13 protein-coding genes are annotated in these 13742 nt (G+C 34.6%); 6 read left to right on the forward strand and 7 right to left on the reverse strand.

Going from position 1 to position 13742, the window contains the following annotated elements; all coding sequences use genetic code 11:
* Nucleotides 1-62 precede the first annotated feature (62 nt).
* Nucleotides 63-614, reverse strand: coding sequence for a GNAT family N-acetyltransferase (locus tag J7R05_RS05555; protein WP_246468229.1), 552 nt, complete (start codon nt 612-614; stop codon nt 63-65).
* 257 nt (nt 615-871) lie between these two features.
* Between J7R05_RS05555 and J7R05_RS05560 the strand changes: the two genes are divergently transcribed.
* On the forward strand, nt 872-1768 hold the full coding sequence (locus tag J7R05_RS05560) for a metallophosphoesterase family protein (protein WP_208541531.1): 897 nt from the start codon (nt 872-874) through the stop codon (nt 1766-1768).
* 281 nt (nt 1769-2049) lie between these two features.
* Here the strand turns inward: J7R05_RS05560 and J7R05_RS05565 are convergent, their stop codons facing one another.
* A complete protein-coding gene (locus J7R05_RS05565; RefSeq protein WP_208541532.1) occupies nt 2050-2958 on the reverse strand; it encodes a cation diffusion facilitator family transporter in 909 nt (302 codons plus the stop codon).
* A gap of 875 nt (nt 2959-3833) precedes the next feature.
* Between J7R05_RS05565 and J7R05_RS05570 the strand changes: the two genes are divergently transcribed.
* A complete protein-coding gene (locus J7R05_RS05570; protein WP_208541533.1) occupies nt 3834-4649 on the forward strand; it encodes a TrmH family RNA methyltransferase in 816 nt (271 codons plus the stop codon).
* 49 nt (nt 4650-4698) lie between these two features.
* Here J7R05_RS05570 and mnmA read toward each other — a convergent pair whose 3' ends face one another.
* Complete coding sequence (gene mnmA, locus J7R05_RS05575) at nt 4699-5928, reverse strand: tRNA 2-thiouridine(34) synthase MnmA (RefSeq protein ID WP_208541534.1); 1230 nt, start codon at nt 5926-5928, stop codon at nt 4699-4701.
* Nucleotides 5929-6282: 354 nt separating this feature from the next.
* On the opposite strand from mnmA, the gene sciP reads away from it, so the two are divergent.
* Nucleotides 6283-6558 (forward strand): CtrA inhibitor SciP, encoded by a 276-nt coding sequence (sciP, locus tag J7R05_RS05580; RefSeq protein ID WP_208541535.1) that lies wholly within the window; start codon nt 6283-6285, stop codon nt 6556-6558.
* A gap of 165 nt (nt 6559-6723) precedes the next feature.
* Here sciP and J7R05_RS05585 read toward each other — a convergent pair whose 3' ends face one another.
* Nucleotides 6724-7074 carry a flagellar export protein FliJ gene (locus J7R05_RS05585; protein WP_208541536.1) on the reverse strand — a complete coding sequence of 117 codons (351 nt, stop codon included), beginning with the start codon at nt 7072-7074 and terminating at the stop codon, nt 6724-6726.
* A 583-nt stretch (nt 7075-7657) separates the two neighbouring features.
* On the opposite strand from J7R05_RS05585, the gene ctrA reads away from it, so the two are divergent.
* A complete protein-coding gene (gene ctrA / locus J7R05_RS05590) occupies nt 7658-8359 on the forward strand; it encodes a response regulator transcription factor CtrA (protein ID WP_010704078.1) in 702 nt (233 codons plus the stop codon).
* Between the two features lie 180 nt (nt 8360-8539).
* Here the strand turns inward: ctrA and chpT are convergent, their stop codons facing one another.
* The gene (gene chpT / locus J7R05_RS05595) at nt 8540-9178 is read right to left on the reverse strand and encodes a histidine phosphotransferase ChpT (protein WP_208541537.1); all 639 of its coding nucleotides are present in this window, start codon (nt 9176-9178) and stop codon (nt 8540-8542) included.
* Between the two features lie 210 nt (nt 9179-9388).
* Between chpT and J7R05_RS05600 the strand changes: the two genes are divergently transcribed.
* Together J7R05_RS05600 and J7R05_RS05605 are read left to right on the forward strand one after the other, a co-directional pair.
* Nucleotides 9389-9982, forward strand: coding sequence for a DUF1134 domain-containing protein (locus tag J7R05_RS05600; RefSeq protein WP_208541538.1), 594 nt, complete (start codon nt 9389-9391; stop codon nt 9980-9982).
* A gap of 399 nt (nt 9983-10381) precedes the next feature.
* Entirely contained in the window at nt 10382-10630 is a 249-nt protein-coding gene (locus tag J7R05_RS05605) for a hypothetical protein (protein ID WP_208541539.1), read from the forward strand.
* Between the two features lie 943 nt (nt 10631-11573).
* Here J7R05_RS05605 and J7R05_RS05610 read toward each other — a convergent pair.
* Together J7R05_RS05610 and J7R05_RS05615 are read right to left on the reverse strand one after the other, a co-directional pair.
* Nucleotides 11574-12692: a DegT/DnrJ/EryC1/StrS family aminotransferase gene (locus J7R05_RS05610; protein ID WP_208541540.1), complete on the reverse strand. Its 1119-nt coding sequence runs from the start codon at nt 12690-12692 to the stop codon at nt 11574-11576.
* A gap of 48 nt (nt 12693-12740) precedes the next feature.
* A complete protein-coding gene (locus tag J7R05_RS05615) occupies nt 12741-13697 on the reverse strand; it encodes a Gfo/Idh/MocA family protein (RefSeq protein WP_208541541.1) in 957 nt (318 codons plus the stop codon).
* Nucleotides 13698-13742: the final 45 nt, after the last annotated feature.

Raw genomic sequence — 13742 nt, forward strand, 5'->3', positions numbered from 1 at the left:
TTCTAAGCGATTTTTTTATCGCTTTAAGATAATTTAAATCTATTTTACAGGAAAAATGTATATTAGCTACATGAACGATAACGTACTTTACCATGTGCTGTTTTTAACGCATCTTCTTGTAATTCTAAGACTAATAATCGTTGGGGGTTCACTGGCGCAAGCATTTGTATTTGCCCATGTTGTACATTTTTAAAATTGAAACGGCCATAGTAATCCTTATCCCCAATTAAAATGACCAAAGGAACATTACAATTTTCCGCCGCTTGTAATGCCATACGTACTAATTTGCTTCCTACACCAATATTTTTATGGTCAGGCAGAACAACAAGAGGACCTAGCAGATAAGCAGTTTGCACACCAATGTATATAGGAGTCATCCTCACAGAGCCAATAACATGGTCTTCCAAACAAGCAACAAAAGACAGCTGACGATCATGCTTACCATCTTCTCGCAGTAAATAACTTGCACGCACAAAACGACCCGGACCAAAAACTGTTTGATTAATTTGCTTAATTTGATCATCATGATCAATTGTTTCAGGCCAATAACTTATCGTATTATCAGTTGCAGAAAAAGGAGCGCAAGATTGAGAAGTAGACGATGAGTTTATCATAGATCGTTCCTAAAAAATTAATATGCAAACAAAAAGTCAATTATTTCAGTTTAAAAAATTTTGTTTCATTATCACTATTTTTTCACACATTACCCACCCCATTTGAAAAACCTTGCTTTTAGCACTCTTTTCTAACACCGTAAATGCTTGCAAAGTTTTCTTAAAACTTTCTAGCAAACTGTTCCTACCTTATACCCCTCTACCGCTCCTAACAATAAATCGGCTATTTTTCTATTGCCTAAATTGTTTTCAGTACTATGCTAATATTTATGTTTTATCTTGCCCACATATCGGATGTGCACCTTTCACCTCTCCCACAACCTTCTTTATCTGAGCTTTTTGGAAAGCGTCTTACTGGCTATTTCAATTGGCAAAAAAAACGCAAAAGCCAAATGACAACAAGTGTTTTAGACACTTTAATGCATGCATTGAAAAAGGAAAAACCTGATCATCTTGTAATTTCTGGTGATCTTGTCAATCTTTCTCTAGATAAAGAATTTGAACAAGCATACCGTTGGTTGTGTGCACAAGGCCATCCTGAAAATATTTCTTTAACGCTTGGTAATCATGATGCTTATGTTCGCGGAGCATTTCAAAAAGCCTGTATCGCCTTTCAACCTTGGATCACAGGTGATATTCCTCAAAATAATGTTTTTCCTTATATGCGCGTTCGCGATAATGTGGCCATTATCAGTGCTTCTTCAGCCATCGCTACACCATTTTTCCAAGCTGCTGGCTATTTTGATAAAATGCAAGCACAGACTTTATCCCAACTTTTAAATGAAGCTGCAGCACGTAATCTCTTTCGTATCGTGATGATACATCACCCTCCTTTTCATAATGCTACTTCTTGGTATAAAAAATTATGGGGTATAGAAAAATTTCTAGACGTTATAAAACACCATGGTTGTGAGCTTATTCTCCACGGCCATACCCACCTACCTACATTAAACTTCATTGAAGGAAAAATGAAAAACGTTCCTACTGTTGGTGTTTCTTCCGCATCACAAGCTTTTGGGAGCAAGAAGCCACCTGCTAATTTCAACTTATTTGCTATTGAGCGCTCTCATCAGCAATGGCACTGTCAATTACAACGTCATAGTATTATTAACCAAAACAATGAAATAATGTGTACTGAAAAAATTGATCTTTAGTATTTTAAAAACTACTAACCCAAAAATATCCTGTGGCTCATACCTCTTAAAACAATATTATAATCAACTACAAAACTCAGAGTTACCGATATAACAACTATGATACCATTATCAATTATAATGCCTCATATTTTGCCGATGCATTACTTTCATATAATATCCCACTATCATAGCCCCCCTTGCTAAAATAAATATCTACAATAATCTATGATCGCTATTTCTATAGCTATAAAAATTCGATTATCATTGTGCATAGAAAAAACAAATAAAAAGGAAATTTCTCACAAAGAAGGAATAGTCATCGTACCAGGAGGAAACTTGGCTTCATTTTCAGGTTCTATATGAATAGTAATACGGGCATTTTTAAATTCAATTCTAATTGCTTCCTCAACTTTATTACAAATCTGATGTGCTTCTCCCACCTGCATTACAGTTGGTACAACTAAATGAAACTCTATAAAAGTAACCCTACCAGCAATACGCGTGCGTAAATCATGTATTTCAATGGCACCACATGCATTTGCTAAAATAAGATCATTAATCCGCATGGTTTCATTTAATTCAACTCCAACATCCATTAATCCTTGAACAGAATTATGGATCACTTTCCAACCTTGCACAAGAATATGAATAGCAACCATTATTGCCAAAATTGGATCTAAAATAGTCCATCCACTTATGAAAGCAGCAATAAGTCCTACTAAAATGCCAAAGGAAGTTAAAACATCCATCATTACATGTGCTCCATCAGCCTTAAGAGCTGGTGAATGATGAATTTTTCCTTGTCGAATAAGAATCAAACCCCAAAAATAATTTATGATACAAACTGCAAGATTAATACCAATCCATATTCCAGGCTGCTGCGGTAATTCAGCAGTCGAAAGAGCTAGCCATGCTTTTCTTAAAATCATAATTGCTGCAATAATGATCAATACACCCTCAAAAATAGCAGAAAAATATTCCGCCTTATGATGCCCAAAAGGATGATTTTGATCAGCTGGTTTTAGACTTATTTTAACAGCCCACCATGTCGCCAATGCAGCGATTATATTGACAATTGATTCCAAAGCATCAGAATAAAGTGCAACCGAACCTGTAATCTGATAAGCCCAATACTTCAAAGCAAAAACGATACAAGCCACTAAAATAGACCATAGTATCAATCTTTGTATCTTTATTTTTGTACTCATAACCACACACCACTCTCTGTTAAATGAGTCACAATATTTTGAGCAGCATACCTATAAACATTATTGATATGCCTTTACACCATTCATCAATATCAGATAGCTTTAAAATAAAATAAAACAATTATCGTGGACCTACTGTTCGTGCAAAAATTGCCATACCACAAATCATACTAAATCAACTGTAACAACTTGCATTTCTCCCACTAAAAGAAGAGATAGCTCTTAAGACAATACCAGATGTATCAACCCAAACTGTTATAATTGTCTATTGAACAGACTGAACGCTCTTGTTGTCTTATAATTGAGAAACAATTTTCTTAAACACACTGTATACTTACGTAATACTTATATATTTTTTATGACTATTTTTATTCAGCATAGCGTTACTGCATAAAGCACAAAAAAAGCCAGTTAATATTCCTGTCATGATTTTATTTCTAGATGTACCAAAATCTATGGTTGCTATAAATAATTCTACCTAAAGAAAAACCATAAAGTGAGCGGAATATCATCATAAAATTTTTTATTTTGTGGTCTATAGCGTGCAATTCAAAAAATTATTCTTAGCTATAGAAAAAAGCATTTTTATACCATTCCCATAAAAAAGAATCTGGGCATTGGGGACCCAGATTCTTTTCCCCTAGAAAGGGACTACAGTCTTAGGAAATAGCGGGGACCTAAGATTCTGCACCCGAATAAAACACTGTCAAGTGTTGCACTCGGTAGTTGCTATTTTATACTTATGGTTGTGTTATGTCAACATATATTCTACTTTAAATTTAAAATAATGCATCTTTTTTGTCTCCCCATTCAATCACGAAGACACAGCATTCACTACGCTGGTGATTTAGAAAAAATAATGTTAGAAGCTCTATATGACTTTAAATATCACCACAATCCACGAAACTGATGACCCACGCTTGGAAGCTTATCGTAACATTCGTGAAAAAGATCTCGTTGGACGGCAACATCAATTTATTGCTGAAGGCAAAGTAGTATTGTCAGCATTACTGCATTCAAAAGATTTTTCTGCCTTGTCATTGCTTATTGTAGCAGCACGCCTTCTTGGAATTATGCCTATTTTAAAAGCAACAAAACCAACCTGCCCTATTTATTGTGTTCCGCAAAAAGTCATGGACGATATTGCTGGTTTTCATGTTCATCGTGGTATGCTTGGTATTGGTGAACGTAAAACTTTACCATCATTACAAGACTTTTTACAAAATCTTCCAGAAAAAACCTTGGTACCAGTTTTATGTGGTATTTCTAATCATGATAATATGGGTGCTATTTTTCGCAATGCAGCTGCTTTTGCCAGCCATGGTATTATTGTTGATAAAACTTCATGCGATCCGCTATATCGAAAAGCAATTAGAGTTTCTGTTGGCGCTGCTCTAAAAATACCTTATACACAAGGCGCTAATATTGATAGCATTATTGAAGCTTTAAATAATGCAGACTTTCATCTTTACGCCCTTTCCCCCTCTGCTCCACGCTATCTCAAAGAAGCAAAATCAACAAAACGCACTGCAATTATTTTAGGAGCGGAAGGTGATGGTTTGCCAGCTCACATTCTACAAAAATCAGAGACACTACGCATTCCTATGGCCTATGGTTTTGATAGCCTCAATGTTGCTACTGCATCAGGTATTGCATTAGCACATTTTGCTGATTTTGATAAACTCAACTAAAAGTGAGAATATTTTAAACCGTAAATACACATTTTATTAGCTTACTATTTTATTTGCACGCAATAGCTTCTTTAGTCTGAGGAAAAGTAATAGTTTTTGTTTCTAAATTATGCAAAACCTGTTTCAACATTGCCTCAGCACCTGCAGAACGTTCTGAATGTGTAATAAACCCACCCCCAAGAACACGCGCCTCATTACTATTTTCATTATAAAAAACACAGGCTTGCCCAGGAGCAACCCCACTCTCGCTTTCTAATAAATCAACAGAAAAGACACTATTTTGATAATGTAAACGAGCTGGACGTGGAGGACGCGTTGAACGAATTTTGACTACTACATCAATACCATTAGGAGGAAAATTGTCCAATTGCTCATCACCAAGCCAATTTACATCACGCAAAAAAAGTTTATGCGTTTCTAACATCTCACGCGGACCAACAATAACGCGCGCATTTTCCGCGTCGAGATAAACTACATAAAGCGCCTCACCAGTTGCAATCCCAATGCCGCGCCGTTGACCAACAGTATAATTAATAATTCCTGAATGTTCGCCCAAAATTTGCCCATTGATATGCATAATAATTCCAGGATTTGTAGATTCTGGGCGCAATTTTGTGATAACATCAGAATATTTTCCTTGTGGAACAAAGCAAATATCTTGGCTATCATGCTTATCGGCAACAACAAAACCCATTTCTGCTGCTATTTCACGAACACGTGCTTTTGGAAGATCTCCAAGTGGAAAACGCAGATAATCAATTTGCTCTTGCGTTGTGGCAAAAAGAAAATAGCTCTGATCACGATCAGCATCAAGAGGGCGAAACAATGCTCGATGCTCACCACAAGAACGACTGCGAATATAATGACCTGTTGCTAAAGCATCTGCACCTAATTCACGTGCAGTTGCTAATAAATCAGAAAATTTAACAGTTTGATTGCAAGCCACACATGGAACAGGGGTTTCTCCATGTGTATAACTTTCTGTAAAAGGATCAATTACAGCTTCGCGAAATCGCTCTTCGTAATCAAGAACATAATGAGGTATATTCAATGTTTCTGCTATACGACGGGCATCTTCAATATCTTGTCCTGCACAACACGACCCCACACGATGCGTCGCAACACCATGATCATAAAGTTGCAAGGTAATTCCAACAACATCATAACCTTCTTTTTTTAAGAGGCCTGCCACAACAGACGAATCAACGCCTCCAGACATTGCAACAACAATACGAGAGTTTTCGGGCTGTCCTGGCAAATCAAGGCTATTTAAAGACATATGCTTATTCTCTATTTAAAATATGCGCTAGTAAGTGGATTGTTTCAATATATATACACACTATCCATTATCTCTTTATATTGTTTTTTTATCCTTCCTACAACTAATAGTATTAGATTTTTAAAGAAGCGATACAAAATGCAAAGGGAGAGATAAAAAACAAAAAAACAGCTTTTTTCATTTTTTTAATAAAAAATCTTATCGAGAATATCATAATGTACTGTTTTATTTATCTTTTATCTACCCCTTTGCATTTGAATCGATTTTATTAATTTTTTTTCAACGTGTTTAGTTCTTTTTTAAAGCTCACGCTTTACAAGCATCTCAGGTCCTTGAACAAAAGTAGAGAATACAATGACCGATTTGATAAAAACACAAATAAAATATGTGATTGGCCCGGATGGTAGTCCACTGACAATTACCGACCTGCCACCACCAACAACAAGGCGTTGGGTTATCCGCCGTAAAGCTGAAGTTGTTGCTGCTGTCAGAGGTGGATTGTTAAGTCTTGATGAGGCGTGTCAACGCTATACTTTGACTATGGAAGAATTTCTCTCATGGCAAAGTTCGATTGATGAACACGGCTTAGCTGGATTACGGACAACAAGAATCCAACAATATAGGCATTAATTGCCATTGATAGTGATGGGTTTTCAGGCCTTATACTTAAAAAAAATAGCCAGATTTTTTTAAATCTGGCTATTTCCTATTATAATCCACAAACTAAAATTTATATCTAATCTACAGTTTGTATCATTCAATCATAAAGTGTGAGACTTTACCAAAACATGGTCATTACTCACCCACTGCCCTTTTACTTTCTCGCACTTCAAGAACTTGCATACGTTGCAATTCCGTTTCAACTTCATGTAAAGTAATCTCAGCATTTGCTTTTTGAAGCTGTAAATCACGAATTGAATCTGTTAAATTATCGTGTCGCTTCCGCGCTGCACGAGCAACAGTCGAATAAGCAAAATGATGAATATCATCATTTCCAGATTTACGCTCTTCACTGGCAATTTGTGCTTCTAACTCTAGCACCATTTGTTCAAATTCTTTGATCATTATTTCAAGCTGTGCAATTTCACGACGCTTCTCACGCGCCTGAAACGTTTTTAATTTTACCATATTCTGCTGTGGCTTCATACTCATTACTCCTTGATTGCGCTAACAAAGAACGCACATTTCCCCTCTGACAACAGACTTCTAGTACCATCCTTTCAACAAAAAAAGTAAACCGTTCTTTTTAAGTCGAAAAATAACTCTTTTCTGCCTTCTTTAAAACACTTAATAAACACAATGTATTTACAAAGCATCAACTACTTATTCATTTTTCATTTCTATTATAGAATCAAAGAAACTTAAAATACAATAAATAAACCTCATAATTTTGAACAAAAAAATAATTGCAAATAATATATTATGAGATTTACTTTAAGTAAAAAATTAACAAAATAGGTAACTCATTTTTCTACTCAATTAAGAAAAATAAGATTCTTTCTAAAATATTTTATTAACCTCTTCCAAAAATGAAAATATTTTGTTAACCACTATCTCAGATAGTGGGGAGAAAATAGTGGTGATTGTTACGCGTACCACTGCATTATTTACAAACACTTTTAACAGTTAAGTGTTTGATGTTGTTATTTTTTATCAATGGTAGTTTTACCAATTGTATAAATGAAGAGCTCCTCTTGATTCGCAAGGAGCAAAGCGAGGAATTTTTAAAATGCGCGTATTATTAATTGAAGACGATAAAACCACCTCTCAAAGCATTGAATTGATGCTAAAATCAGGAAATTTTAATGTATATATTACTGATTTAGGTGAAGAGGGCGTCGATTTAGGTAAGCTTTATGATTATGATATTATTTTGCTTGATTTAAATTTACCTGATATGTCAGGTTATGATGTTTTGCGGACTTTACGATTAGCAAAAATAAAAACCCCCGTTCTTATTCTTTCAGGCATGAGTAGCATTGAAGATAAAGTGCGTGGTTTTGGTTTTGGGGCTGACGATTATATGACTAAGCCTTTTCATAAAGAAGAGCTAATTGCACGTATTCACGCTGTCGTGCGTCGTTCTAAAGGTCATGCACAATCAGTTATTGTCACAGGTGATCTTACTGTCAATCTTGACAATAAAACAGTTGAGATTGCGGGTCGTCCCGTTCATTTGACTGGTAAAGAATATCAGATGCTAGAGCTTCTTTCATTACGAAAAGGAACCACACTCACCAAAGAAATGTTTCTAAATCATCTTTATGGTGGGATGGATGAACCAGAGCTTAAAATTATTGATGTCTTCATCTGCAAATTGCGTAAAAAATTGGATGCTGTATCATCGGGAGTTAATTATATTGATACAGTTTGGGGGCGTGGCTATGTATTACGTGATCCATCTGAAGAAAATATACGCAAAACCGCCTAAATGATAAAACGCATAAGTATGGTTTTGGAATGTTAAGTGTGAAGTTTTATTTCTTAAATAAAGGTTTTACACAATGACTTCTTTTATACAAAAATGCTTGTGGGTTAGTTAAGAAAGGCTAAGGTCATTCTATTAACCCACAGGATTAGGGTATTTTTAGCATAGTATAAACAATTTTATTTAAAGCTTCTTTGTGCTTTCAAAAATAACATGACTATCAGTTTCATGTATGTTTAGTGTCATACCTGTTAGCTCAGCCAATAATATTGTATAGTAAAATTGAATTGCGTGAGCATCAATTGTTTCTTCCAATGCTTTTTTATTGTATAATTCAACAAAACGAGGGGGAATACGTAAAATTTGACCGCCAATTTCAAATCGGAAAGAACGTGTATTTATATCTTGTACAATCGTCACAACTATTTCACCACCACGGGAAATGGTTGTATTTGCAATTAATAATAAATTCAGCAAAAGCTTAACTTCATTTTTTGGTAAAAGCAAAGTGGGAGCTTGCCATTTCAAAATTGCCCTTTCTTCTGCCATATATTGCTGAGCAACCTGTTCAGCAAAACGCGTGTCTATCTGACTATCCACTGATCCTGAAGCACCAAAAGCTAATCGGAAAAATTGTAAGCATGCAGAAGCTTTTGAAACAGACGAACGCACCAATTGCAAAGCATCTTCTTCAACTCCTCCTTCATCATAAAGTTCCATCGCATTTTGAATGGCACCAATAGGTGAAATTAAATCATGGCAAATACGGCTACAAAGCAGTGCAGTAAGATCGGCAAACTTCAAAGAAACAGTTGACGTCATAATTTATCAATAACTCCCGAACTTAAAAATTTAAAACTCATTTTATGCTAGAACTTTTAACATTCAGTGCATATATGAAAATTAATAACTACATTTAAAAAAAATTTGTGAGACAACTTTAAGGATTTAAACAGTTTTATGCCTTATTTTCTATTTAAATTGAATAAAAACTTTAACATCCTTTTATATGACAACTAAAAAGAAAATCCCATGACTCTCTCTTTTTTATCACGCTGGACTACAAACATTGTACTTTTGATAGCTCTTTTATTTGTAACGATAGGCTCTGCAAACGCTAAACTTCAACCAATGGACAAAAATAAATATTATTCAATGCAAGAAATTATCAGTTCTGGCCATAATTTTTTTGGACAAACTACAAATAATTTAGCAACTGCAATTGAAAATATTTTTTCGCGATACGGTCTTCCAAATGCTTATATTTTAGGAGAAGAAGCTTCCGGTGCTTTTTTTGCTGGATTAACTTATGGTGAAGGGCAAATCTTTACCAAAAATTATGGTCAGCATAAAGTCTTTTGGCAAGGACCATCTGTAGGGTGGGACTTTGGTGGTCAAGGCTCTCGTTTAATGATTCTAATTTATGATCTCAATGATATAAACAATTTATGGGGACGCTATGGCGGTATTTCAGGTTCAGCCTATTTAATTGCGGGAGTCGGTTTTCACGCTCTTAAACGTCATAATACTTTATTAATTCCAGTACGTACAGGGGTTGGTGCACGTCTTGGCATTAATATGGGATATTTAAAGTTAACACCCATGCCGACATGGAATCCATTTTAAACAATTGCTATTACAAAAAAGAAATTATGCTAATTAATCAATTCTTCTTTTATTCTTAGCGTTTCTATTTCCTGGGTTTAAGAGGACGTGTTGTTCTTTTTATTTGGCAAAATACTCTTTGCCTCATACATTAATTTGTTTCTATAACAGTTCCATTATCACTCAATGCAATACAAGAAAGCTATGATTTTTTATACTCAAGTATGCTATAAAACTGACACACAATGACAAAAATACAATTTTTCAAAGATAAAATTCAATTCAATCAAGCAAAAAGCAATTTTATCTGATTGTCTCTACCCATATAATGAGCTCCATATCCCTTTAAACAAGAGCTAAATCACATAAAAACAAGCAACATATTCTTGTGGTAAATCTCTTATAACGGAAACTAACGCTATGCGTAAAAAAATAGAAGATTTTCAACAACGCTTATTAAAAGTTCAAATCGATGACCTTAACAGTGATTCTAGCAATCAACTGCTCAATGAGCTGCGTAAAGAAACAAAAGAATTAGCAGCTACATTAGCTGCCCAAATAGCCTTAAAAGAAGGTGAAAATTCACCCATCAATACATTGATCAAAAACTCTAAAAGTAAAAGTGATCTCGCATCCTATATTCGCCAAAAAACAATTCGTACTACATAAATATTTTCGACATAAACTGTCTTTAAAAACAATATTAGCTAACGTTTATACATTAAGAAGTTACTGAAGCCGTTAAATGGTGGTTGTAATTTCCTTCTTATGTTAAAAATTATACACCTTTTAACGATACCCCCAGCATAAAAAAACTGCCTAAATTATAATCTTTAAAAGATTTTATAAGCGATCTAAATTACTATAAATTTTTGGATATCTTTTGTCGCAATTATTAATAACACATAAAATGTCGAAAAATTCCTTATATATCTCCTAACCACATAATCGGTTCATGTTGTATTTTATTTGTTTCACGATCCGTCTTTGGAAAATGCAATTATTATCTTGTTTAAACATTTACAGTAATCTTATACCAGCTACTTACAATTGCTAGTACACTTGAAACTCTATTTCTATATTAGGATAAGAATCCTCATTATGATCATAGTGACAATTGGATTATAAACTACAACGTTCATTTTGAATAATTTTGAAATTTTGTCTCTTCTTGCTTTTTATATTGATCCATAAAATACTGCTTACTCAATTGATAATTATCTTATTTTTTTAAAAAGCCATTATTGATATTTTTCATAATGAAAAAACATTATAACGCTTATAATATTTTTTAGCTTACATATTATCAGTTTGTTATTTAAATTTTGTTTTTTAATCTACCCGTTTATTAAAAGCCGTTTATATGGTGGCTAACAAAGATAAAGATTATATCAATCAATGACCTCATTGTTATAAGTATTCTCATCTTATATTGAGAATAAAAATACAAATATACTTCTCTCTATGAGAACTTTTCTGATGAGACATCTTCGTATAATTTTAAATTTTATTTTATAAAATCACAGCGTAAAAAATTCTCTTCAAAAAACGATGCATTCAAAAAAATAAAACGAATATAACAACTTAGTCTTTTAAAAGTGCAAATATTCTCTTAAGAATGATAAAAATTTCTTATGTGTTGAATAATTACATCCTGATCACTTTGCGATAAATAAGGATGCATAGGCAAACTTAAAACACAATCTGCTAAAGATTCAGAAACAGAAAGAGAACCTTTCACATAGGGAAAGTGTTTATAAGCTGGTTGTAAATGCAATGGAGTATTATAATAAACCATTGTAGGAATGCTGTTTTTCTGCAAATACATCTTTAATTGATCGCGATTTTTCACCTTAATAGTATATTGCGCATAAGCACAACGAATATCCTCTCCCACTTCTGGAACTGTTACAATATCTTTTAAACCATTAGAATAACGCTGAGCAATTGCCACACGCCTTTCCATCTCGTCTTCAATGATTTCAAGTTTTTCTAATAAAATTGCAGCTTGAATTGTATCCAACCGTGAATTTAAACCAATACGAACATTATCATATTGTGTTTTCCCTTTACCATGAAACAAAATTGAACGTAAAAGCGCTGCCAGGTCACCATCATTGGTCATCATAGCGCCTCCGTCACCATAACATCCTAGTGGTTTTGCTGGATAAAAACTTGTTGCTGCAACATCACCAAAAGCCCCGCACATAACATTACCTATTTTACCACCTATTGCTTGAGCAGTATCTTCAATAACAAAAAGATTTTCTCTCGCAGCTATTGCAGAAATTGTTTTATAATCAGCAGGCAGCCCAAACAAATCAACGGAAATAATTGCTTTTGGCTTGAGTTGCCCCTCTTTCTTTATCATTTTGATTGCTTCACCAAGTTTATCAACGTCAATATTGAACGTATCCGGCAAAACATCTACAAAAACAGGTTTTGCTCCTACCAAAGCAACAACCTCAGCTGTTGCAGAAAATGTAAAGCTTGGGCAAAAAACAGCATCACCTGGCCCAATATTTTTAGCCATAAGGGGCATCATCAATGCATCAGTTCCATTGGCACATGCAACCACATGTTTAACGCCAAGATAATCTGCTAATTTTTCTTCAAATTCTGTTACTTGCGGCCCTAAAACATACTGACCACTGGCCACCACATGCGCAATTGCGGCATTAATTTTCTCTTCAATGCGTGCGCGCTGCGCCCCAAGGTCGATAAATTGCATATTAACTCCATTGATAATTACAAGAACATGAAAATACTATTTATTTTTTCATCTCCGATGATTGATATTAGCAGCGATTAAAGTTCGTAAAACAGCAAGAGCATCATCGCCATTTGTACGAGGTGTCTGACGCGTTTCAATACAATGAAGAAAATGCTGCAATTCATAAGTAAGCGGTAAACCTTCACAAATATCAATATAATTTAATTCATCAGAATGAAAAGCCCACTCTTTATTTTCTTGCCAAACAGAAAAGCGGCAAAATGCTAATTTACGATTCCACAGTTCCATATCATCAAATACAAGCATAGCTTTTGTACCAACGACTGTTAAACGTCTTTCACGATAAGGACTAAGGCGTGAAGTAAAAAGGTGGCTGCGTATACCATTTGGAAACGCCATATGAATATGTGCAAAATCAGAAAGTTGATCAATCATTGCAGAACCCTCTCCCCGAATTTCAGAAGGTTCACACCCTGTCAACGCAAAAATCATTGAAAGATCATGAGGAGCAAGATCCCATAGGGCATCACTTTGCATATGAAATTTTCCAAAACCTAATCGGTGAGAATAAATATAACGCACATCTCCCAATTCTTTATTCGCCACTAATTCACATATTTTTTCAAAAGCAGGATGAAAACGTAAAACATGGCCTACCATAAAAATCCGCCCATGTTCATTAGCCACATGAACTTGGCGCTCAGCATCAGCCATATTTAAAGCAATTGGTTTTTCAACCAAAATATCTTTACCATTTTTTAGAGCACGTAGTGCATTATCTGTATGAAATTGTGGAGGAAGTGCTAATACAATCGCATCAATATCCCCATGAGTAAAAAGATCATCAGGCGCTATAGTTTCAACGTTATGCGCGTTTGCAAAACTCATAGCTCGATTAGAATCAATATCAGAAACTGCTGCTAAAGCTCCAAGACTTTGGAGTGTTCGTATATGATTCCCACCCCAATAACCGCATCCTAAAACCGCTACACGTGGTGTCATTTTTACACCTTATTTGCCTAACTTTATGAAAATTATATTTCCATT

The sequence above is a fragment of the Bartonella capreoli genome, from assembly GCF_902813205.1.
In the GTDB taxonomy this organism is placed as follows: Bacteria; Pseudomonadota; Alphaproteobacteria; order Rhizobiales; family Rhizobiaceae; genus Bartonella; species Bartonella schoenbuchensis.